A 22129-nucleotide genomic window follows, 5' to 3' on the forward strand; every position below is an offset into this window, starting at 1 on the left:
GACGATTTCGAATGAACAAGAAGAGACTGATTGTCGGATTGACACTGACCCTTTTCACACTGCTCCTGTCTGCTTGCGGCAGCAAGGAAGCAGGCACCGCCGAAGCACCAAAGTCGAATGCCACGGAAAACGTGGGGGTACTGGGGACAATCAAGTCCTCCGGTACGATCAATATCGGCATCGAAGGGGCATATCCCCCATTCAACTACTACGATGACAAGAATGAGCTGGTGGGCTTTGATGTGGATATCACGAACGAGCTCGCCAAGCGCATGGGGGTAAAAGCGAACTTTGTCGCAACCCCATGGGATAGCATCATCGCTGGGCTTCTCTCGAAAAAGTACGATATCATCCTCTCTAGCATGGCGATTACCGATGCGCGGAAACAGAAGGTGGACTTTACCGATCCGTACTATCACACAGGAGCCCAACTCTTCATTCCGACGTCTTCTACGATTACCAATCCGACGGATATTAATGGACGAAAAATCGGCGCTTCCATCGGGACCACTTTTGAGAAGAAAGCAAATGAGTTGGGCGCGGTACTGGTTACCTATAAAAATGACATGCTTTCCTTCCAGGACATGGCGAGCGGCCGAGTTGAAGGGGTCATTACGGACCGCGGGGTTGGCGCTCGGATGATCAAGGAACATCAATATCCGTTCAAGCCGATTGGCGAGCCATTGCTCAAGGATGCTGCCGGCATCGCCTTGAATAAAAACGAGGATGCTTTGCGGGAAGAGCTGAATAAGTATTTGGGCGAAATGTTAAAGGATGGCACATATGAACAGATAAGCAAAAAATGGTTTGACCAAGACATTCGCTAGGGGAGAGTTGGCATGCTTGATTTCTCACTCGTAACAGAATTCATCCCCTTCCTGCTGAAGGCATCCCTAATGACACTGGAGCTGTCGATTGTGTCGATCATCCTTGGGCTGCTGCTCGGGTTAGTCGCTGCTTTGATGAAGATTTCCACAATAAAACCGCTTGTCTGGCTTGCCGATTTATACATCTGGGTGATTCGCGGCACACCGATGCTGGTGCAGCTGTTCCTCGTGTATTTTGGCCTCCCGCAATTCGGGATCGAGCTGGGGCCGTTTACCTCTGCAGTGATTGCCTTGGGCATTAATTCAGGCGCCTATATTGCCGAAATTTATCGGGGTGGAATGCTTTCCATCCCGAAGGGGCAGACAGAGGCTGCGCAATCATTGGGCATGAACTATGGCACGATCATGAAGCGCATTATCTTGCCGCAGGCCTTTCGGGTAAGCATTCCGGCCCTTGGCAATCAAGCCATCAGCATGCTGAAGGACTCGTCGCTCGCATCGCTGGTGACGGTATCTGAGCTGATGATGGTATCCCAGCGCTTTGCTGCGACCAACTACGCGTTTTTTGAGTTTTATATTGTCGCTGCCTTGCTGTATTTACTTTTGACGACCATTTTCTCTTTCGTTCTCAACAAGATTGAATATCGCCTTTCGGTAAGCGATCACTAGGAGGAGCTAAAAATGGAGATGACAGCGATGAAAACGGAAGTGGCAGAACCGATCATCAAGATCGAAAATTTGCACAAGAGCTTCGGAGAATTGGAAGTGTTAAAAGGCGTTGACGTTACGATTCACAAGGGCGAAGTGGTCTCATTGATCGGAGCCAGCGGATCAGGGAAAAGTACGCTGCTCCGCTGTCTCAACCGTTTGGAGACGATCACTGCCGGCCGGATCACCATCAACAACATTGTCCTGGATGAATCGGTCAAACACATCAGCCAAATCCGGCGGGAAGTCGGCATGGTTTTTCAGCAGTTCAATCTTTTTCCGCATATGACGGTGCTGGAAAACGTCATGGAAGCGCCGATTCAAGTGCTGCGCAGAAACAAAGAGGATGTCAAAAAGGATGCCTTGGTCCTTTTGGAAAAAGTGGGCTTGCTGGAGAAGCGGGATGTCTATCCGAAAAAGCTGTCCGGCGGCCAGCAGCAACGGGTAGCGATTGCCCGAGCGCTAGCGATGAATCCAAAAATCATGCTGTTCGATGAGCCGACCTCCGCGCTTGACCCGGAATTGGTCGGAGAGGTCCTGAATGTCATGAAGCAGCTGGCCAATGAAGGGATGACGATGGTTGTCGTTACCCACGAAATGGGCTTTGCCCGCGAAGTGGCAGATCGGGTGATTTATATGCACAACGGGATGATTGAGGAGGAGGGCGACCCAAAAGTTGTTCTCTCGAATCCAAAAAGCGAGAGGCTCAAAGGGTTTTTGCGACTCGTTCATTAAGGCAACTGGAAAGGCAGGGTAGGAAAAATGGCAGATATGCTGATGGCGACGAATTTCATTAACGGTGTTTGGAAGTCCGAAAGCAACGCTGAGAGCTTTACGAGTATCAATCCGGCGACAGGCGAAATTGTCGGGACATGTACCATGTCGGATGGGCAGGATGTAGCAGAGGCCGTTCAGGCGGCAAGCGAAGCATACAAAACGTGGAAAAGAGTCCCCGCCCCGCTACGCGCAGACTATTTGTGGAAGGCAGCCGACATTTTGCTCCAGCGAAAAGCACAAATCGCAAAAATGATGACGCTGGAAATGGGAAAAGTGTATGCGGAATCGCTGGGAGAAGTCGATGCGACGATCGCGTCTTGCAAATACATGGCTGGAGAAGGGAGAAGAATGTTCGGCGAAACCATTCCGACAGGCTCCCCGGATCGGATGGCCATGACGGTTCGCGAACCGTTGGGAGTGGTGGCATGTATCACGCCGTGGAACTTTCCGATTGCTTTGGCGGCGTATAAAATTTTTGCCGCGCTTGTTACTGGAAATACGATCGTCTGGAAGCCGGCTTCCGATGTTGCCCTTTCGGCTAAGCTGTTTACGGAAGTTTTTGAAGAAGCGGGTCTTCCCTCTGGCGTGCTGAATCTCATCCTCGGCTCAGGCAGCAAGGTTGGAAACGCTCTGGCACAGCATCAGGATGTAAAGGTAATCGCATTTACCGGTTCAACGGAGGTGGGCATCCATCTGGCGGAAATCGGCGCCCGCACGCTGAAGCGAATATCGCTTGAGCTCGGCGGGAAAAACGCGGTGATTGTCATGGAAGACGCCGATCTGGACAAGGCAGCCGCAGGCATCGTCAAAGCGGCATTTACGACAACCGGCCAACGCTGTACGGCCGCCAGTCGGGTGATTGTCGTGGAATCGGTTCGCGAGGAGTTGGAGCAGCGGATCGTCGAGCTTACTGAGAAACTGAGAGTAGGCAACGGCTTGGAGGAAGGCACCGAGATCGGGCCGTTGGCCAATGCCGCGCAGTTAAAAACGGTAGCGACGTATGTGGAGATTGCTAGACAGGAAGGCAGTCGCTTGTTGACAGGCGGTGTCGCTTTGCGCGAAGGAGCTTATCAAAATGGCTTCTATTATACGCCGACCGTCATTACTGACGTCAAAAAAGATCATCGTATCGCAAGGGAAGAGATTTTCGGCCCCGTTCTGGCGATTATTTCTGTGCAGGATTTGGAGGAAGCGATTGAAGTCAACAACGATACGGAATACGGGCTGTCCACATCGATTTATACGAACAGCCTGCACTATGCGAATCGGGCTTCACGCGAATTGGAATCCGGGCTTGTTTACATCAATAACGGAACCTCAAATGCCGAAACCGGGATGGCCTTCGGCGGCGTGAAAATGTCCGGCAACGGCCATCGCGAAGTCTCGCATCACGCTTTTGACTGCATGACCGAATGGAAAACGATTTATACCAATTATTGATACAGATAATAATTTATAAAATTCTTATCCAGTATAAGTGCAACCGCGGCTCCGCCAAAAAAATTGGCGTAGCCAGGTTTTCTAAGGAGTTTTCCGATGGCAAAACATGTTGACCTCTTAACGTTGCTCTCCTTGAATGTGGAAACGGCAACGGCAGAAACAGCGGATAAAGTGAATGAAGTTTACCATGCCTTGCACGAATATATCTTTCGAACCGACCAAAAGCCAACCAGCGCTTCGCGTGCCCACCGGGTGCTGATCGTTGGCGGCGGACTGGTCGGCATCATGACCGCTTTTTATCTCTATCAGGAAGGGTATCAAGTGACCGTGGTGGAGAGGAAGTCGTTTGGTGCCGCTGCTTCCGGCAGAAACGGCGGGGGCGTGCTTGCGCTCGGGCGAGAGTTGGAGGAGATTCCTTTTTCCAGAGTTTCCATGGACTTGTGGGAGCAGTTGTCACAGCACGGGATCGATACCCGGTTTATCCGACCGGGCCATGCGATGGTCGCGATGAATGAGCTGGAGGCGGAAAAGCTGGGCAAAGCCCATGCCTTATACCGGCGCGCCGGATTGGAGACGGTTTTGCTCGATCCAGACCAAGTCAGCAAAATGCTACCGGACATTCATCCGCAAAACAAAGGGGCGCTGTACAGCCCGATCGACGGGCAGAGCTACCCGTTTACGGCTATTTCCAGCATGATCGAATGGCTGAAAGCGCGTGGCGTGACGTTTATCGGCCATTGCGAAGTGAAGGATTTTACAGTGAGGAACGGGACCATTGCGGCTGCGCGGACCGACCACGGGGAGCTGTATGCAGACACGTTCATCCTCTGCACGGGGCCCTGGACGCAATTTGCCGGTAAATTGCTGCAGCTTCACCTGCCGATCATCCCGCGCCGATCGCAAATCATGGTCACGGAAATTCTTGAACAGAGACGAGTGAATCCATTTGTCTCAGGAAATGGACTTTATTTGCGGCAGACGCATGCCGGCAACATTTTATACGGCGGCGGCGGCCCTTGGGAAGTGACGAGCTTTGATGTAACCAATACGGCGAAAGCGATCAAGCTGCTGTCTACACGCTTTATCGAGCTGTTCCCCGGATACCATGAGAAGCATTTGATACGCTCATTTGCCGGAACGGTGGAGATCACGCCGGATCACTTGCCGCTGTTCGGAGCGATTAACGAATTTACCAATCTGTATGTTTCCGGCGGATACAACGGGCACGGATACGGCATGTCTGCGATCATGGGTAAGCTGCTTTCGCGGATGATCGCCGTTGACCATGCTGGCCAGGAGCTCCCGCAGCTGATCTGGGACATGATCGGTCATTTTTCACCGTCCCGTTTCGCGGCGGGGCAAACGGCGGAGCCGGAACATGGGGTGATCAGCTATGGATAAAGGCAGCTATCTGATCTGCCGCTGTGAAGAGGTCAGCCGCCATGAGATTGATGCGGTCATTAAGAACGGTGCCTGCACCGCGCAGGAGATCAAAATGCAGACCCGTGCCGGAATGGGAACCTGCCAAGGACGCGTCTGCCGCAGCTTGCTGGAAGCGATCGTGGGCGAAGAACAAGGCAAAATCATCGAGCATCCGAGCACGCTGACCATTCACCATCCTGTGCGTCCCGTGCATATCGGGCAGCTAATTGAGAGGGATCATTCATGAGAGTCATTCAGCACCCTGTCTTTACGCCGAGGGAGACGGAGGAAGTGACGTTCACGTTTGCCGGCAGGCAGTACACGGGGCTTAAAGGCGAAAGCATTGCCGCCGCCCTCTTGGCAAATGGTGTTCGCACGTTGCGCCATTCGGAAAAAAAGGGAGAACCGCGCGGGCTGTACTGCGGCATCGGCCACTGCTATGAATGCCGCTTACATTTGGACGGAGCGGGGGAGATTCGTGCCTGCATCACACCTGTTGAAGCGGGAATGTGCCTTACACCAAAGAAAGGGGGGGCAGGCAGTGAAGGTTGATGTCGCTGTAATCGGCGGAGGTCCGGCTGGTTTAACCGCTGCAAAAGAAATCGCTTCGCACGGCGGTTCCGTCGTCGTCGTCGATGAGAACAGCACATTCGGCGGCAAGCTGTTGGGGCAGCTGCATGAAGAGCCGGGAGGAAACAACTGGTGGAAGGGCGGAGAAATCGCAGCGAAACTTGTCGAGGAGACGAAAGCTGCAGGTGCGACACTGATGCCGCAAACGCAAGTCTGGGGATTGGAAACAGGTTGGACGGTTCATATCGCGGATACGCGCAATCGCGAACTCCCGTTTCGAGCGATTCAGGCAAAGGCCGTCTTGCTTGCTACCGGGGCAGTGGAAAAGCCGCTTGCCATGCCTGGCTGGACCCTGCCCGGAGTGATGACGGTTGGAGCTGCCCAAGTGCTGACGAACGTAAACAGAGTAAAGCCGGGGAAGCGTGTTATCATTGCGGGAGTCGATGTTTTATCTTTGACGATCGCCCGCGCTATGAAGCTGGCCGGTGTTGAGTTAGTGGGGATTGTTTTGCCCGGGCGGAGCGAGTTTAGTCAAGGGCGTTCCAATCCGTTGGAGTTGCTGAAACAGCTGCAATCCATGACCCATCTCGCTCCGAATCCGCTGCTGCGGGCGGGTGGCGCGGTTCTGGGCAGTAGTCTTGGCATTCAGCTTGCCGCGCACTTTTTTCCCCGCGGCGGGGTGAAGGTGTGGGGAATCCCAATCCAATTGAAGAAAGCTCTCGTCGCAATCCACGGAGACGAGCAGGTGACCCATGCCGAAATCGCCTCGATTGATGCTGCTGGCCAAATCATTCCCGGCACATCGACTGCTGTTCCTGTTGATGCGGTATGCTTATCCGGCGGATTGACGCCGCTCGGAGAATTGGCTGCGACTGCAGGATGCCAATTTGTCCGGATCGATGGGTTAAACGGGGCTGTCCCGCTGCATAACCAAGCAATGGAGACAACCGTTCGGAATTTATATGTGGCAGGCAATATCACGGGAATTGAGGGCGCCAAGATCGCCATGGTTCAGGGGAAAGTCGCCGGTTTAAATATGTGCCGTCAGCTGGGGATCGGGCATGTCGGTGAGCAGGATGTGCAGACTGCCATACAAAAGGTAGAGGCAACGCGTGAGACGAGTGACATCCAGTTTCACCTGAATATAAAAGAAGCGAGGATTCAGCTGCAATCGCTTTGGGAGCAAAATCGGCCTCTGCATGCGTAATGCAGACGGCTGTGTGGCTGCCGGGCGATGATCCGATTGATGAAAAACGGTGAGATGTTACACGGAAAAAGAGGAGATCACATGAGCAAAACACGCATCGGGATCGCTTTTTTTTATCATGAATCCCATTCTTTCAGCCCGGTGAAAACAACGATTCAGGATTTCTATGATGAAGGCTACCACAAGGGCGAAGCGATTATCGCGGCCTATAAAGGGACGAAAACCGAAGTAGGCGGTTTTATCGATGTATTGGAGGAAAAAAACGCTGAAATCGTGCCGCTGGTTACGGCAGCAGCTGTACCATCCGGTATCGTAGCAGCGGATGCCTACGCGGAAATCAAACGGGAGATGCTGGGCTCAATCGAACAGGCAGGGGAGCTGGACGGGGTGTTGCTTGCCTTGCACGGTGCGATGGTCGTGGACGGGGTGTCTGATCCAGAAGGGGACTTGCTCTGCTGCATCCGGCAGCTTGTCGGCGACGCTCTGCCGATTGCCACCACGCTCGACATGCATGCCAATGTGAGTGAGCGTATGATTGCGCAAACGCCACTGCACTTTGGGTTTAAAACCTATCCGCACATCGATATGTATGAGCAGGGAGTGAGGGCCGCCCATGCTTTACTGAAGCAAGTGGAGACAAACGAGCGGTATTTCGTCTCTTTTGTGAGATTGCCGATGATGCCGCCAAGCATTAATATGCGGACGGCGGAAGGGCCGATGCACGACTTGGTAGAATCAGCGATCCGCTGGGAGCGTGAGGAAGGCATCGTTAGCGCTTCCGTAATGGGAGGGTTCCCTTATTCAGATATTCCCGAAGTGGGCGCAAGTATTATCGTAGTCGCAACCGATCAAGCGAGAGGGGATCGCGCCGCCAGCGCGCTCGCCGAAGAATTTTGGTTGAATCGGGAGCGATTTATCATGGAGCTGCCTGGCGTCACAGAGGGAGTTTCGCTGGCACTCTCGCTGACAACGGAAAAGCCTGTCGTACTCGCCGATATCTCGGACAATCCGCTCAGCGGCGGAAGCGGGGATACGACAGGGCTGCTCAGGGAAATGATCAGCCGCAATCTTACGGATGCCTTGTTTGGCGCTTTGTACGATCCGGACTCGCTTTCACGCTGCGGGGAGGCAGGGGAAGGTGCAACCGTATCGCTTGCCCTCGGCGGCAAATGCTCGCCGGAATTCGGAGAGCCGATTCAGGTTGCTGCTAAGGTCATCAAGCTTTCTGACGGCAAATTTATCAATAAGGGTCCGATGAATACCGGCCTCTTGGTTGATATGAAGGGAGCGGCACATATCCGGGTTGGCGAACTCGATATATTGCTTACGGGTAGAGCGCTTTCGGCCAACGATCCGGAAATGTTCCGGCATATTGGCATCGAACCGACAGAGAAGCGAATTCTCGGCTTAAAAGTAAAAAATCACTTCCGCGCAGCGTTTGATCCGCTGGTCAGTCAGATCATCTATATCGATGGACCGGGAGTTGCGTCCAATCAACTGAAAAATTTCCCCTATGCCCATATACCGCGACCGATTTGGCCGCTTGATGATGTGCAAACCTGGGGTGAATAAGGAGGCGGCAGTAAAGCATGAATGACAAGCTTTACTTGGAGATTCCGGACTCTTTGACACCGGAGCAAATCAGCATGATGTGCGAACTGGAAGCGGATGCGTTTCCCGAGGATGGGGCGGTTGACGAAGTGATGCTTGTCCCGGTTACGAGAAACGGACGGCTCATCTGGCTTAGGGAAGCAGGTGATGAACGCCCCGTCGCTGTCTGCGAACTGCTGAGGGATTATAAGGAACCGGATATGGCGTATATATTCGGCTACTATGTTCGTTCCGACAAACAGGGCAAAGGGTATGGCAGGATATTTTTTGATTACCTGTTTGCGATGATGCAGCAGGACGGCTTTACCAAGTCGTGTCTGACCGTGAAGCCAAGCAATACAGCTGCTGTCAAGCTGTACGAGAATCTTGGCTATCGCATTGAGGAGACCAGAGTGGCGGAATACGGCGATGGCTCGGATCGGTACTATATGGTGAAGTGCTTTTAGGTTACTGGCTCCCTATACCCCCGCCTCCACTGCTACCAAGTAAATAATTAACCGTAAAGTATATGACAGAGTGAGCTAGCCAAGATGGCTAGCTTATTTGTGTATATGCGTTCAGCAAGGATGGTAATAGTCTGATTTTTTTCATGCTTCTTTTCATGTCGTGGCATCATTATTGCTAACTCTGATAGTAACAAGCGATGACTATTCAGCAAGGGAGGGGTACATCTACAAGGGGGATTCATGGTCAAGGGAAGTACACATTATTGAAGTGAAAACGAACAATGGAGGAGATTTGATTGATGAATGGAAATGCTTCGACACATCCCGGGTATAAAAATACGCTACTTATCTGCTCGTTCGGTTCACTTGCCGCATTTATTTGCCTGATATATATCTATTTTTTGCAGAGGCCAGATTTCCCCTTCAGTCAGTTTGAGATACTGAGTGGAGCGGCAAAGCCGAATCCTTCTCAGCTGACGGAATACTCGAATTATCTTTCGAAAAACTTTTCAATAGACTGCTTGTATTTGTTTGGCCACTTGTTGATGTGGCTTGGGTATGGATTGGTTGTAAGAAGACGAATTTCCTTATTAGGCACTGTGATTATCCTATTGGGCATCATCAGTGGAACGACAGATTTCACGGAAAATATTCTTCGGACGACGATTGTAACAGGCTTGCAGGCTGGTTTTTCGAGTGTCCAGCATTGGGGGATGCTTTGGAGTTTTGTCTTTGACTTTAGCGTATGGGCCATCTTTATTACGCTTGTGTTTGTTATCGCTGGCATTTGGGGGCAACGAATTATTGACAGAATATTCGTGTTGTTTGGGTTGGTTGGGCTTTTTTCTGCATCTTACATGTATTATGATGGCTTTGATTTTGGGTTTGTATGGTTAATTGGTTGGCATGGCTCAAGCGGCTTTTATTTGTGGCGGCAGAGCAGGCTCGAATAGTACAAGACGTTACGTAAAAGAGGACTGCTGCTTCGCTATGAAGGCAGTCCTTTTTTATCAGACTTCACTGAAGGGCAGGTACCACGTGGATGTAGCTGCCATCAAACTAGATCTTCATTAGGGTATCTAACCCAAGCTGAGTTAATTTCGTACCAGATCTTCCTCGACATTTTGCGATATAGCCACGTAATTCAAGAATATCGAAACGTCGGCGAACTTGGTGCTCCGTTAGTGGTTTCTTCCACGTCTGACTCATTTCCGTTACTTTCTTTCGATTTGGAGTCTCGCCTTTTTCCGATATCGACAGAAGTGCTTTTAGTAATAGAATCAGTTCTTCTTCATCATCAGGAGTAAGAGATTTTTCCGAAATAGCCATCGGCTGAGGTACCGTTTCAGGAGAATAGACTCTTAGCTGAAAGCTATTTTCGCTTGGAATATCATTCAATTGAATCGTGTTCTCTTCACAAACAGACAACATGTAGTCAATGGCGTTCTTTAACTCTCTTACGTTTCCGTACCAACTAAAAGAGCAAAGCCTTCTGACTACTTCGGGCATTATTTTTATATTTATTTTACCGCTCTGTCTAATAAAATGCTGAATCAGGTGAGGAATATCATCAATCCGGTTACGTAATTCAGGAAGACGAAGAAAGAGCACTTTCAAACGATGGTATAAATCCTCTCTAAATTTCCCTTGCTCAATCATTTTTAGCAGATTTTTATTGGTGGCGGCAATAACCCGGACATCAACAGGAATTATTTTGCTCCCACCTATTCTCATGATCTCTTTTTCTTGAAGGACCCGTAATAAGCGTGCTTGGAGCTTTAAGCTGATATCTCCAATTTCATCTAAAAAGATCGTTCCACCATTCGCTTGTTCAAATAATCCTACTTTCCCTCCCTTTTTAGCACCAGTAAACGCTCCGTCTTCATATCCAAACAATTCACTCTCCACCAAGTCCTCAGAAATCGCACTAAAATTCACAGCCAAAAATGGTCCTTTTTCTCGGGGGGAACAGTTATGAATAGCGCTTGCAAACAATTCTTTACCAGTTCCACTTTCACCCTGAATCAGAATGGAAAAGTCAGTGATTGCGAGTTTTTTAGCAGTTGCTTTGGTTTCCCTAAGAATGCTGCTTTCACCGATAATATCGCCAAGTGTGTATTTAGCGACATAGCCTTTCATTACCAATTCCCTGCGCAGCTTTTTCTCTATTTCAATTGTTTTTCTCACATTTTTAAACGTTGCCACAATGGATTGATGCCCGTTCAAGGGGAATCGATGAACAACGGCTTCAATCTGATTGAATGTAAACCAGCGATCCTCTTCCGGAGAAGGATCAAGTAAAAATGTAATCAACTCAGGATGTTCAATGATGTCGCTTATCTTTCTTCCGATGGCACGTTTGGGAGATACGTTAAAAAGATAACCTAGTTCCTCATTGAAGACGATAACGTACCCATCTTTATTAATTGTAAGAATGCCATCATTCACGCCGTCCAATACCTCATTTAGATGCTTATTTAAATCATTGGCTTTTTGGCTGGTATTCGCTAGTTTTTGGCTCAATTGAATTATTTTTCGCATGTATCTTTGAGAAATGACATTGCCAGGTTCATTCAGGTGAAAGTAATCCAATATCTGTATAATCGTTGAAATATCCATCAGCCGGGTTCCGATATTCACGACTTCTTTTACATAATCAGGGATCATCATAAACTTTCCGGGAGTAATCGCAATTTCGATTTTATGTGAATTTTGTATTCCTGGATAAAACGGTATGTAGTTGATATGGTCAATCCCTAGCTTTTTCAAGGATTCGATCGATTCTTTGCATGTCTCATAATCATCGTTCATATAAAGAACATTTGTCCCTGCGGGTAAAAATAATAGCTTGTCAATATGTTCGTAGTTAATAATTCGTTCAGCAATAATTACCTTGCATCCGTCCCCAATGCATCGCTTCACATCCGGTTCATCTTCCATGAGCTTATGTGACAGGACAACAAGTTGGTTCATGATTGTAGTGGGGTACCCCTCCTCTGATGAGAAGTGGGAGCAAGCGACATAATCACCCATGATTTCTTCTAACTGATTGGCCAATACGTTCCCTGTTTCCTGGCAGCCTGTAAGCAATACAAATTCTTTCATACACCATACATCCCTTCATTGGGCAATTGGGCTATTTTGGTGACCAATTAACACTTAAAACTGTCCGTTTATTTTCATATTTAACCAAAGGCTTTGGTGAAGAACAATAGGAATCGAGAAAAATGAGTGAAAAATACGAATCGTTGAATTATTTGTGGATGGCATAGCTTTTGCTGTAGTGATTGTGCAGAGTTCCATTCGCGAAGAAGGGAGACTCGCGGCAAAATTGTGTGATGGGGAGGCTGATAGCTATTAGCACCAATAATGGACAAAGGTTTTTCGGTTATTTCAGGTAGTAGAACTGAAAAGCAATGTTTGTGATCGGGGAGGAACTATGTCTCTTACCAAAGGCAAAATTTTAGAAGTATCAAACGTGAACGTCATGATCAAAAAACAGCGGCAGGAGTTGACGATAGCTACAGATGTTAGCTTTGCCGTTGGCAGTGGGGAAGCATTAGGCATAGTTGGGGAATCTGGCTGTGGAAAAAGCATTACAGCTCTTTCCATTATGGGGTTACTGCCGAATAACGTGTACGTGAGTAAAGGTTCCATTCGACTTAAAGAGACGGACCTTGTTGCCCTGAAACGCAACGACTATCGAAAAATGAGAGGCAAGGAGATAGCGATGATTTTTCAGGAACCGATGACATCTCTGAACCCTGTGTACTCAATTGGATTCCAGATTGTCGAGCTGCTACGAGAACATACCCAATTAAGCAAGAAAGCGGCGAAAACAAAGGCGATAGACATGTTGAAATTGGTCGGTATCCCAAGGCCTGAAGAAGTGATCAACGAATACCCTCATCAGCTTTCGGGCGGCATGAGGCAGCGTGTAATGATCGCAATGGGACTTGCCTGTGATCCCTCCTTGCTTATTGCAGATGAACCGACAACTGCTCTCGACGTTACGATACAGGCACAAATATTGGAGCTGCTAAAAGATATCCAAAAGAGATACGATATGGGCATTTTACTCATATCACACGATTTGGGTGTAATTGCGGAAGTATGTGATCGCGTTCTGGTCATGTACGCTGGACAAGTCGTGGAAGAGGCTTCGGTACAATCATTGTTTGAAAATCCGAAGCACCCTTATACCAGAGGCTTGATTGCATCAACTCCGAAAATCGGGGAATCGAAGAAGCGCCTGCATACAATTGAAGGCAGTGTTCCACAGCTGGCAGACATGCCAAATGGCTGTCGATTTGCTGTTCGCTGTAACAAGGTGATGGAGCGCTGTTTAGGAGAATCACCACCGTTATTTGAAAAAGCTGATCACACGAAATGCAGATGCTGGCTATATGAACACCAATAAGCGAGGTTGTGAGCCTATGAATGAAGTGCTTTTAGAAGCGAAAGGGATCAGGAAATACTTCCCTATCAAGAAAGGGCTATTTCAGCTTGCGCCCAGCTATGTTAAAGCAGTTGATGATATTTCGTTTCAGGTATTTAAAGGAGAAGCGTTGGGTATCGTTGGGGAATCTGGCTGTGGGAAGTCGACGACAGGGAGATTACTCATTCGATTGATAGAGGCAACTGCCGGTGAGGTATTGTACAAAGGAAATAATCTATTGAACTTCCCGAACGAAAAAATGCGTGTGATCCGAAAAGATTTACAAATGATCTTTCAAGATCCGTACTCGTCGTTAAACCCCCGCATGACAATTGGTGAGACTCTGGAGGAGCCATTACAAAATTTTCAGTTCGTCAATAAGAGAGAAAGAAAGGAAAAGATCGAGGAGCTATTAAAGGTGGTAGGTCTAGGGCAGCAAGCTGCTTTTCGTTATCCGCATGAATTTAGCGGCGGGCAACGGCAGCGTATTGGGATTGCACGTGCGCTTTCGCTCGATCCGGAACTGATTATAGCAGATGAACCTGTGTCGGCATTGGATGTTTCCATTCAATCGCAAATTTTAAATCTGTTGCAAGACCTGAAAGAGAAGTTTTCCTTAACCTATATTTTTATTTCCCATGATCTCAGCGTTGTCAATCACTTTTGCGATCGGATCATAGTGATGTACTTAGGAAGAGTAGTGGAGATCAGTACCAAGGAAAATTTATTTCGGGATCCCTTGCACCCTTATACCCAAGCATTGCTTTCTGCCGTTCCCATTCCCAATCCGCTTGCAAAAAAAGAACGCATCATCTTATCGGGGGACGTGCCTAGTCCGTCTTCACCGCCAAATGGCTGTGCTTTTCATCCGCGTTGTAAAGCCTGCATACCGAGATGCAAAACAGAACGCCCATCATTAAAGCAGATGCCGAATGGGGGCTATGTAGCTTGTCATCTTTATGACTGAAAAAATCAGGAGGAGAAAATGCAATCACGAAAATTGACAAAAACCCTCGCTGTGGTAATACTGTCGCTTTTATTATTGACCGCATGTTCTTCCAATCAAACAGCGACAAACAGCACTCCAGGAAGTGAGCAAACAGCAGACAAACCGGGATTTGGCGGAACATTGCGAATCGGAATGACAGCTGATCCTGATACACTTAATCCGCTTGTATCGAACACGACTCCAGGAAATTGGGTGAATAGTTTAATTTACCCTCATTTAATGACAATGAATATTGAAGGGAACAAAGTGCCCGATATTGCCGATTCGGTGCAAGTTTCAAATGATGGAAAGCTTGTTACGTTCAAACTACGATCTGGACTGCATTGGCAGGATGGACAACCACTGACGTCTGCTGATGTCAAATTTACCGGTGAGTATCTTGTTAAACATAAGCTGCAATGGACATCAGAGATCTTTGATCAAGTAGAGTCTGTGGAAACTCCTGACGAACTAACCGTCACGTATAAATTGAAGCAGCCTTACCCTAGCTTTGTTGGTACGGTTGGTTATTGGATACGGATTGTACCGAAGCATATTTGGGAAAAAGTCAGCGATCCGAAGAACTTTGACAATAAAGAACCAATTGGTGCGGGTCCTTTCGCTTTTGTGAAATGGGAAAAGGGCCAATACGTTGAACTAAAGGCAGCGAATGAGTGGTTTTCAGCTCCTGAAAGACGCCCTTATCTTGATAAAGTGATTTTTAAGATATACCCCGATATCAATACGATGGTGCTAGCACTGCAAGCAGATGAAATTGATGTGACCGCGCAAGATATTCCGATGTCCGCTGTGCGCCAATTGGAGACGAATGAAGCGATCCAAATTGTCCAAACTCCAAGTCTGGGCTATGCGTATTACAGCTTTAATCTCAATCCGAAACGAGCCCCATTACCGACACAAGATAAAAATTTTCGGTTGGCGATGGCCATGGCAACAGATAAAAAAACAATCATCAACGTAGGCCTGGAAGGAGCGGGAATCGACATTGATACGCCTATATCACCGGTGTTTGCAGATTGGGTCAACCCGAAAGCCAAAGCACCTGCGTACGATGTCGCGAAAGCAAAGGAACTGCTAGCCAAAGCGGGATATAAAGATAGTGACGGAAATGGAATCATAAACGCACCAGAACAATACGGCGGAAAAGATGTGGAGTTGAAGCTGATGTATGATTCGGCTAACGCATTTCATCAAAAAATCGCCAAAATCCTCGTGAAAAACGCAAGTGAAATCAGCGTGAAACTGGTGCCTGTCCCAGTTGAGTTCAACACGTTAAACAGCAAGATATTCAATGAAAAAGATTTTGAAATGCACATTGGCAGATGGGGAGTGCTCGATGAGCAAAGCGAGCTGATGCAAAGTTTATTCGACTCAGAAGCAAGCTTGAATTTCACGGGATTAAAAAGCCAAGAGCTTGATAATATCGTTCGGGCTGCAAAATTTGCACCTACGAAAGAAAAGTCACGTGAAAAGGTTTTTGCAGCGCAAGAATGGTTTGTCACCGAGTTTCCGGTTGTCCCTATTTATGTCCAAAAATTCAATCTAGCCTACAACAGTGAAAAGTTCGATGGCTTCAAATTGTATCCGAGCGATCTGCAGGGTTTGGTCGATCCAGATTCTCTCGCAAGTGTTTATCAGAAAAAACAGCGATGAATGAGTAGGAGATGTGACGAGTTAGGAGGCATACCATGAATCAATTTTTGATGTTTCGCTTGGTGCGCGGCATTATCACTATTCTTGTCGCTGTGACCGTTACCTTTTTGGTCCTGCGTGTAATGCCTGGCGATCCAACCACCATGATGCTTGATCCACGAATGACCGAAGAAGCGAGACAGCAGTTACTAAAGGATTTTGGATTGGATAAAGATTTGGCAACGCAGTATTTCATCTATTTGAAACAGCTTTTTGTGCATTTTGACCTGGGAATTTCCTTTGTGTACCGCTCCCCAGTGTTCGACGTGATACTGGCAAGGCTGCCGTGGACACTGTTGCTAATGGGAGGGTCCATGATTGTGACGACATCGATCGGGATTCCGCTTGGGGTGAACGCCGCTTATCACAAGGGGACCTTGCTCGATCGATTCATCAGTATGTTCTCGACGTTCGGGATTGCAGTTTTTATTCCGTGGTTGGGGATTGTCTTGCTTTACTGTTTCGGTTATAAAATTCCTCTTTTTCCGATCGGAGGCGCTCGAACACCCGGAATTGAGGGATGGGATCATATTTTGGATGTGGCTCACCATTTGATTTTGCCTATGCTCACCTTGACGATCATCAATCTGGCCAATTCCGTGCTATTCATGCGGGCGAGAATGGTTGATGTGCTGAATGAGGACTACATCAGGACCGCCCGGGCGAAGGGCTTACGAGAGCGAGTCGTTGTCTGGAGGCACGCGGTGAGAAACGGAATGTTGCCAACTGTGACGATGATCGGGCTTCAGGTCGGTTCGTTGCTCGGTGGCGCCATCTTGACGGAAACGGTATTTGCGTATCCTGGAATCGGCAGGTTAATTTACGAGGCGGTGAAGGAGCACGATTACCCGGTGCTGCAAGGGACATTTTTGATGTTGGCAATCACGGTAGTAGTGGTGAATCTTGTTACCGATCTGATCTACACCCGCTTGGATCCAAAAATTACGATCAATTAAGAGGTGATGAGGATGGGGCAAACCGCTCCGCTCAGCGAAAGCTCACGCCAGCGTGAGACTGCCGTCATGTGGAAGAAACAATCGCGAATGCGCCAATTTTTCCTGCATTTTTGCAGCAATCGCATTGGTATGACGGGTCTGATCTGCATTCTTTTTTTGATTGCGATCGCTCTTTTTGCACCGTTAATCAGTAAATACCCAGAAGGTTACGGGGATACGACTCACATGCTGCAACCGCCCAATTCCGAATATTGGTTTGGAACGGATTCGATCGGATTGAGCATATTCGACCAGGTGGTGTGGGGGACACGGGTATCGCTGTACGTAGGCTCCGTCGCGACAGCGATTGCCGTAATGATCGGCGTGCCCATCGGGTTGTTGTCTGGATATTATGGGGGACGTGTCTCAACCTTTGGGATGGGGCTCGCCGATATATTCCTCACTTTGCCGATCTTGCCTTTGATGATCATCATGGCTGCTGTTCTCGGCAACAGTCTGGGCAATGTTGGCCTCATCATAGGGCTTTTCAGCTGGCCTTCCATTGCCCGAGTGACGCGGGCGGAAACCCTTGCGTTAAAAGAAAACCAATACATTGAGGCAGCGAGAGCAGTTGGGACAAAAGAGTACAAGATTATCTTTCGCCACATCCTGATGAATGCAATCCCTCCCATTTTAGTGAACATGACAATGATTTTGGGGGATGCCGTGATTTCAGAGGCGGGACTAAGCTTTCTTGGATTAGGCGATCCCAGTAGCTGGAGTTGGGGGACCATTTTGCAGAATGCACATGCAACAGGAGTGATCATCAATGCGTGGTGGCATTCGCTGTTTCCCAGCATCGGAATCATTATTCTCGTACTCTCGTTTAACTTTTTAGGAATTGGACTCAATGAGACGTTACATCCAAAATTACGCAAGCTGTAGCAGCATCGGGCGGGAACGGTGTCTGACGACAAGGAGGGAAGGAATCAATGAATGTCCAAGCGGTACACGCACATCTAGAAAAGCATTTTGACGAGGATTTGGAACGAGTACGGGAGTTTCTACGCATGTCCAGTGTCAGCTACACGGGTGAAGGGATTCAGGAAACAGCCAGCACCATTAAAGATATCATTGAAAAGCTAGGTGGGGAGGCTGAGGTTGTACAAACGAAGGGACATCCTGTTGTATACGGGGAATTCAATGAGGGACAGCAACATACTTTGCTGATTTACGGCATGTATGACGTGATGCCTACAGATGAAGAAGATTGGACGGTTGATCCTTGGGGAGCACAGATAAGAGACTTGCCTCAGTTCGGCCCTTGCATCATTAGCCGAGGTGCAGTGAACACAAAAGGACCGCTGGCGGCCTTATTCAACGTCCTCGGAGCCATAAAAGAAGTTGAAGGAAAACTACCAGTCAACTTGGTCTTTGCGATCGAAGGGGAAGAAGAGATGGGGAGTCGCCATTTTCCAGCTTTTCTCGAAGAGTATAGAGAAAAATTCGCAAAAGCAGAGGCTGTGCTCTTTCCCTTTTTCGAACAAGATGAAACGGGTGTACCCAATATAACGCTTGGGACAAAAGGGATGCTCTATTTTGAATTGAGCTGTCAAGGTGGCGATTGGGGAGGTCCGAGGAGCCGGGGCATTCATGGCTCGTTTAATGCCTGGGTGAAGAATCCGGCTTGGAGGCTGGTTCAAGCGCTTTCAAAGCTGGTAGATGTCAATGAAAATTTTTTGATTGAAAATTTTGAGAAAGACGTTTCTCCCTTAGACCAAAAGGAAATGAATTTGCTGCAAAGCCAGATTGAAGCAGGTAGCTTCGACGAAAATGTATTTCTCGAAAACTACGATGTGAAACGCTTGAAATACGATGGAGAAGGCATGGCAGTATGGGAAAAGCTGTTCAGCAGACCGCAGTTGAATATCAACGGCATTTATTCCGGTTATTGCGGACCCGAAACGAAAACAGTTTTGCCTCATGTTGCGACAGCAAAAATAGATGTGAGAATGGTGCCGCACATGGTACCGGATCAGGTAATTCAGGCAATCCGAGATCACCTGGACAAGAATGGTTTTCCTGATATCGAGATGAAAATCTACAACAACTACTACTGGTCAAAAGTATCGATCGACGAATGCGTCGTGCAAGCGATGATCGACACCTACCGAGTAATGGGCAAAGAACCACAGATCTGGCCAATCGAGCCAGGAAGTGCGCCATACTACGTGTTCGAACGCTATTTAAAAATCCCATACGTAGCCGGGGGGATGGGGCACGGAGCGAGACAGCATTCCAGCAATGAGTACTGTACGGTTCAAGGCGTTCTCGATTTTGAAAAATCGATGGTGATTTTTTTCGATCAGTACGTTAAGAAAGTTGCTGCAATGAATCAGCCTGATCAACAGTGTTCACTAAGCACAGAATAGGAGGTCAATACATCATGAAGATTGCCTACGTTGTGCCCGGACCGATGGATTACCAAGAAGTAGTGCGAAGAGGCGAGTTGTTGAAGCAATGGGCATCTCCGGGAACTCAGGTTGACATTGTTAGAACGTCGCATGGACCAGCGTCCATCGAGTCGATGTACGAAGAGTATTTGGCAATACCCGAAACTGCGAAAATGGTATATCAGCTTGAGCGGCAGGGATACGATGCAGCGATCATCGGGTGTGCGGGTGATCCAGGTTTAGATGCGTATCGGGAAATTACGTCTGGCATGCTTGTCGTAGGTCCTGGAGCATCAAGCATGCATCTTGCTGCTTTATTGGGATACAGGTTCACGATACTAACGGTAGCTGAAAATACCGTTGCGAGTAGCTACGAGCTAGCGATGAAAGCCGGATTACGGGAGAAGGTGGCCTCAGTACTTGCGGTAGAGATTCCGGTTTTAGAGTTAGCACAGAATCGGGATGAAACGTTACAAAAACTGATCAGTATTGGGAAAAAAGCAATCCAGCAGGACCGGGCGGACTGTCTTGTCCTAGGTTGTATGTCAATGGGCTTTTTACATGTGGCGGAGGACATGCAGGAGGCATTAAGCATTCCGGTCATTAATCCAGCCAAAACAGCGTTAAAAATAGCAGAGTCTTTGGTAAGCAGTGGATTAACCCATTCGAAAAAAGCGTATCTGTTGCCACCCAAGCTAGCGAATGGGAGAGTAACGTCGTTGGATGAGCTCGATGTAAATCCTACCTAATGTAGGGGATCAACAAAATAACAAAAGGAGTGTGTCATACATCTATGGCAAGTGCAGTGAAACAGTTGGAAAAGGTTCTGCTTGATGAGATTAGTCTGGAAGCGCCAGAGGCTATATTGGAACGGTTTCGTCATCTGATTCGCGAATCTGGCAGCGAAGATGAAAGAATCGCTTCCCAATTTCTTGTCAGTCTTCTGGAAAAGTGGGGAGTTCCCTATAGGGTTCACCATCCTCAGCTTTATTTGAGTATTCCTAAAAAGGCGAGAATAAAACTGATCGAGCCCCACTTGAAAGAGTTTGTGGCAAAAACGCCGTCATTTTCAGTTTCCACAGAGGATTCATGGGGATCTGGAGAATTGGTCTACATCCCTGCCGGAGATGACGAGATAGGTTTAGAAGATTGGTTTGATGCCGAGATGTATCGGCGACTGAACAATTTGGAAGGAAAGGTGGTCATCACAGAAGGTTATGCAATGCCTGGAAAAGTGGCGGCTTTTAATGACAAAGGAGTCGCGGCAGCAATCTTTATCAATCCCGGACAAAATATTCACGATGGCATCTGCACCTCAATTTGGGGCGCACCTGATTTAGACAACATGAATAATGAGCCGCAAATTCCGGTTTTGGCAGTCAACAAATACGATGGAGAAGAACTCAAAAAACTGTCGCAAACAGGAAAAGTCGTACTTGAGTTTCAAACACAGTTGGAGAAGGGGTGGTTTCCATGCCCATTGATCGATATTTTGATCAAGGGCACCGAGGAGCCGGAAAAATACGTGCTGCTTCATGGGCATCTGGATTCCTGGCATGTCGGAATCGGTGATAATGCGACGGGTGATGCGGCACTAATCGAAATGGCGCGTATTTTCCACAAACACCAAGACAAGCTGAAACGTAGTCTGCGAATCGCCATTTGGCCAGGTCATTCAACAGGAAGATATGCTGGCTCAACCTGGTTTGCCGATCAGTTTGGGCTTGACCTAGAGGAGAATTGCATTGCACAGGTGAACTGTGACTCACCGGGTTGCCGCTGGGCTACATCCTATGAGTATATGGACTGGATGAGCGAAGTGGACGAATTTTGTCAGGAAGCGATTAAGGATGCTGTTGGTCAAGCATCGAAAGGGAATCGACCGGTTCGCGCAGGAGACTACTCGTTTAACAATATCGGCATTACCTCCTTCTTTATGCTATCATCCAGCATTCCGGAAGAAATCCTGAAAGAGAAGGGCTACTATCCTGTGGGAGGGTGCGGGGCCAATATTGAGTGGCATACTCATGAAGATTTAATGCATGTAGTTGACTATGATGTTCTTGTAAAAGACTTGCAAGTGTACATCACGTCGGTCATCCGTGTATTGCAGGCACCGATTCATCCATTTTTCTTTACAAAAACGGTAGACGATATAAAGCAAACCATCCAAGCGTATCAGGTGAGGATAGGCGAGCATTTCAGCTTTGATCAAGCCGTAGCTGAAGCGGACAACCTTCTTCACGCTTTGGCAGCATTTTATCAACGATTGGAGAAGTTGAGCGATCGGGAAATCTCTGACCCGCAGGTGCAACTTGCGAACAAACAACTTCTTCAGTTAGCAAGAATTCTTGTCCCGATCAATTACACCAGGCAAGGAAAATTCAGGCATGATCCCGCACTTGATGTTCCACCGCTTCCTGACTTGGCGCCTGCCTGTGAGCTTGGAAACACAGCCGTTGGTTCGCATGTTTATAACGTGGTGCAAACTCATCTGACACGTGGCCAAAATCGGGTCGCATGGGCACTTAAACAGGCCACCAGTATCGTCCGAGAGGAACAGAGTAGATAGGGATAAAAAAGAAACTGGGGAA

General features: G+C 48.2%; 20 protein-coding genes. 19 read left to right on the forward strand and 1 reads right to left on the reverse strand.

All coding sequences use genetic code 11. From position 1 onward, the window contains the following. Nucleotides 1-11 precede the first annotated feature (11 nt). The 11 genes from EDM56_RS13965 to EDM56_RS14015 all read left to right on the forward strand — a co-directional run bounded on the left by EDM56_RS13965 (nt 12) and on the right by EDM56_RS14015 (nt 9961). Nucleotides 12-827: an ABC transporter substrate-binding protein gene (locus EDM56_RS13965; RefSeq protein WP_122918518.1), complete on the forward strand. Its 816-nt coding sequence runs from the start codon at nt 12-14 to the stop codon at nt 825-827. Between the two features lie 12 nt (nt 828-839). After that, complete coding sequence (locus EDM56_RS13970; protein WP_122918519.1) at nt 840-1496, forward strand: amino acid ABC transporter permease; 657 nt, start codon at nt 840-842, stop codon at nt 1494-1496. Nucleotides 1497-1508: 12 nt separating this feature from the next. Continuing rightward, complete coding sequence (locus EDM56_RS13975) at nt 1509-2270, forward strand: amino acid ABC transporter ATP-binding protein (RefSeq protein WP_281274959.1); 762 nt, start codon at nt 1509-1511, stop codon at nt 2268-2270. Between the two features lie 27 nt (nt 2271-2297). Next, nucleotides 2298-3752, forward strand: a complete 1455-nt coding sequence (locus EDM56_RS13980) for an aldehyde dehydrogenase family protein (protein WP_122918520.1) — start codon at nt 2298-2300, stop codon at nt 3750-3752. Nucleotides 3753-3848: 96 nt separating this feature from the next. After that, entirely contained in the window at nt 3849-5153 is a 1305-nt protein-coding gene (locus EDM56_RS13985) for an NAD(P)/FAD-dependent oxidoreductase (protein WP_122918521.1), read from the forward strand. Beyond that, nucleotides 5146-5421 carry a (2Fe-2S)-binding protein gene (locus EDM56_RS13990; protein ID WP_122918522.1) on the forward strand — a complete coding sequence of 92 codons (276 nt, stop codon included), beginning with the start codon at nt 5146-5148 and terminating at the stop codon, nt 5419-5421. The genes EDM56_RS13985 and EDM56_RS13990 overlap by 8 nt, the downstream gene beginning before the upstream one ends. Continuing rightward, nucleotides 5418-5726, forward strand: a complete 309-nt coding sequence (locus tag EDM56_RS13995) for a (2Fe-2S)-binding protein (protein WP_122918523.1) — start codon at nt 5418-5420, stop codon at nt 5724-5726. Before EDM56_RS13990 ends, EDM56_RS13995 begins: the two co-directional genes overlap by 4 nt. Further along, the gene (locus tag EDM56_RS14000) at nt 5716-6951 is read left to right on the forward strand and encodes an NAD(P)/FAD-dependent oxidoreductase (protein WP_183192431.1); all 1236 of its coding nucleotides are present in this window, start codon (nt 5716-5718) and stop codon (nt 6949-6951) included. Before EDM56_RS13995 ends, EDM56_RS14000 begins: the two co-directional genes overlap by 11 nt. Nucleotides 6952-7032: 81 nt before the next feature. Next, nucleotides 7033-8523: a M81 family metallopeptidase gene (locus EDM56_RS14005; protein ID WP_122918525.1), complete on the forward strand. Its 1491-nt coding sequence runs from the start codon at nt 7033-7035 to the stop codon at nt 8521-8523. A gap of 17 nt (nt 8524-8540) precedes the next feature. After that, nucleotides 8541-9008, forward strand: coding sequence for a GNAT family N-acetyltransferase (locus EDM56_RS14010; protein WP_122918526.1), 468 nt, complete (start codon nt 8541-8543; stop codon nt 9006-9008). Nucleotides 9009-9307: 299 nt separating this feature from the next. After that, a complete protein-coding gene (locus tag EDM56_RS14015; RefSeq protein ID WP_122918527.1) occupies nt 9308-9961 on the forward strand; it encodes a hypothetical protein in 654 nt (217 codons plus the stop codon). Nucleotides 9962-10067: 106 nt separating this feature from the next. Here EDM56_RS14015 and EDM56_RS14020 read toward each other — a convergent pair whose 3' ends face one another. Further along, nucleotides 10068-12113, reverse strand: a complete 2046-nt coding sequence (locus tag EDM56_RS14020; RefSeq protein ID WP_122918528.1) for a sigma-54 interaction domain-containing protein — start codon at nt 12111-12113, stop codon at nt 10068-10070. A gap of 334 nt (nt 12114-12447) precedes the next feature. Here EDM56_RS14020 and EDM56_RS14025 point away from each other — a divergent pair, with 334 nt between their 5' ends. From EDM56_RS14025 to EDM56_RS14060, 8 genes are all read left to right on the forward strand, one after another. Beyond that, nucleotides 12448-13428, forward strand: a complete 981-nt coding sequence (locus EDM56_RS14025; protein WP_122918529.1) for an ABC transporter ATP-binding protein — start codon at nt 12448-12450, stop codon at nt 13426-13428. A gap of 16 nt (nt 13429-13444) precedes the next feature. After that, a complete protein-coding gene (locus EDM56_RS14030) occupies nt 13445-14413 on the forward strand; it encodes an ABC transporter ATP-binding protein (protein ID WP_122918530.1) in 969 nt (322 codons plus the stop codon). An 18-nt stretch (nt 14414-14431) separates the two neighbouring features. Further along, nucleotides 14432-16108: an ABC transporter substrate-binding protein gene (locus EDM56_RS14035; protein ID WP_122918531.1), complete on the forward strand. Its 1677-nt coding sequence runs from the start codon at nt 14432-14434 to the stop codon at nt 16106-16108. Nucleotides 16109-16143: 35 nt separating this feature from the next. After that, nucleotides 16144-17103 (forward strand): ABC transporter permease, encoded by a 960-nt coding sequence (locus EDM56_RS14040; RefSeq protein ID WP_122918532.1) that lies wholly within the window; start codon nt 16144-16146, stop codon nt 17101-17103. A gap of 12 nt (nt 17104-17115) precedes the next feature. Beyond that, nucleotides 17116-18027 carry an ABC transporter permease gene (locus EDM56_RS14045; protein WP_183192432.1) on the forward strand — a complete coding sequence of 304 codons (912 nt, stop codon included), beginning with the start codon at nt 17116-17118 and terminating at the stop codon, nt 18025-18027. Between the two features lie 293 nt (nt 18028-18320). Then, nucleotides 18321-19514: a M20/M25/M40 family metallo-hydrolase gene (locus tag EDM56_RS14050; protein WP_246009384.1), complete on the forward strand. Its 1194-nt coding sequence runs from the start codon at nt 18321-18323 to the stop codon at nt 19512-19514. A gap of 14 nt (nt 19515-19528) precedes the next feature. Beyond that, nucleotides 19529-20284 carry an aspartate/glutamate racemase family protein gene (locus tag EDM56_RS14055; RefSeq protein ID WP_122918535.1) on the forward strand — a complete coding sequence of 252 codons (756 nt, stop codon included), beginning with the start codon at nt 19529-19531 and terminating at the stop codon, nt 20282-20284. A gap of 44 nt (nt 20285-20328) precedes the next feature. Beyond that, a complete protein-coding gene (locus EDM56_RS14060) occupies nt 20329-22107 on the forward strand; it encodes a M28 family peptidase (RefSeq protein WP_122918536.1) in 1779 nt (592 codons plus the stop codon). Nucleotides 22108-22129 lie beyond the last annotated feature (22 nt).

Source organism: Brevibacillus fluminis, from assembly GCF_003710825.1.
GTDB lineage: Bacteria > Bacillota > Bacilli > Brevibacillales > Brevibacillaceae > Brevibacillus_D > Brevibacillus_D fluminis.

Excerpts from the sequence above, each read along its gene's own strand:
- EDM56_RS13965 (WP_122918518.1), top strand. The coding sequence starts at position 12 with ATGAACAAGAAGAGACTGATTGTCGGATTGACACTGACCCTTTTCACA.
- EDM56_RS13970 (WP_122918519.1), top strand. The coding sequence starts at position 840 with ATGCTTGATTTCTCACTCGTAACAGAATTCATCCCCTTCCTGCTGAAG.
- EDM56_RS13975 (WP_281274959.1), top strand. The coding sequence starts at position 1,509 with ATGGAGATGACAGCGATGAAAACGGAAGTGGCAGAACCGATCATCAAG.
- EDM56_RS13980 (WP_122918520.1), top strand. The coding sequence starts at position 2,298 with ATGGCAGATATGCTGATGGCGACGAATTTCATTAACGGTGTTTGGAAG.
- EDM56_RS13985 (WP_122918521.1), top strand. The coding sequence starts at position 3,849 with ATGGCAAAACATGTTGACCTCTTAACGTTGCTCTCCTTGAATGTGGAA.
- EDM56_RS13990 (WP_122918522.1), top strand. The coding sequence starts at position 5,146 with ATGGATAAAGGCAGCTATCTGATCTGCCGCTGTGAAGAGGTCAGCCGC.
- EDM56_RS13995 (WP_122918523.1), top strand. The coding sequence starts at position 5,418 with ATGAGAGTCATTCAGCACCCTGTCTTTACGCCGAGGGAGACGGAGGAA.
- EDM56_RS14005 (WP_122918525.1), top strand. The coding sequence starts at position 7,033 with ATGAGCAAAACACGCATCGGGATCGCTTTTTTTTATCATGAATCCCAT.
- EDM56_RS14010 (WP_122918526.1), top strand. The coding sequence starts at position 8,541 with ATGAATGACAAGCTTTACTTGGAGATTCCGGACTCTTTGACACCGGAG.
- EDM56_RS14015 (WP_122918527.1), top strand. The coding sequence starts at position 9,308 with ATGAATGGAAATGCTTCGACACATCCCGGGTATAAAAATACGCTACTT.
- EDM56_RS14020 (WP_122918528.1), bottom strand. The coding sequence starts at position 12,113 with ATGAAAGAATTTGTATTGCTTACAGGCTGCCAGGAAACAGGGAACGTA.
- EDM56_RS14025 (WP_122918529.1), top strand. The coding sequence starts at position 12,448 with ATGTCTCTTACCAAAGGCAAAATTTTAGAAGTATCAAACGTGAACGTC.
- EDM56_RS14030 (WP_122918530.1), top strand. The coding sequence starts at position 13,445 with ATGAATGAAGTGCTTTTAGAAGCGAAAGGGATCAGGAAATACTTCCCT.
- EDM56_RS14035 (WP_122918531.1), top strand. The coding sequence starts at position 14,432 with ATGCAATCACGAAAATTGACAAAAACCCTCGCTGTGGTAATACTGTCG.
- EDM56_RS14040 (WP_122918532.1), top strand. The coding sequence starts at position 16,144 with ATGAATCAATTTTTGATGTTTCGCTTGGTGCGCGGCATTATCACTATT.
- EDM56_RS14045 (WP_183192432.1), top strand. The coding sequence starts at position 17,116 with ATGGGGCAAACCGCTCCGCTCAGCGAAAGCTCACGCCAGCGTGAGACT.
- EDM56_RS14050 (WP_246009384.1), top strand. The coding sequence starts at position 18,321 with ATGTATGACGTGATGCCTACAGATGAAGAAGATTGGACGGTTGATCCT.
- EDM56_RS14055 (WP_122918535.1), top strand. The coding sequence starts at position 19,529 with ATGAAGATTGCCTACGTTGTGCCCGGACCGATGGATTACCAAGAAGTA.
- EDM56_RS14060 (WP_122918536.1), top strand. The coding sequence starts at position 20,329 with ATGGCAAGTGCAGTGAAACAGTTGGAAAAGGTTCTGCTTGATGAGATT.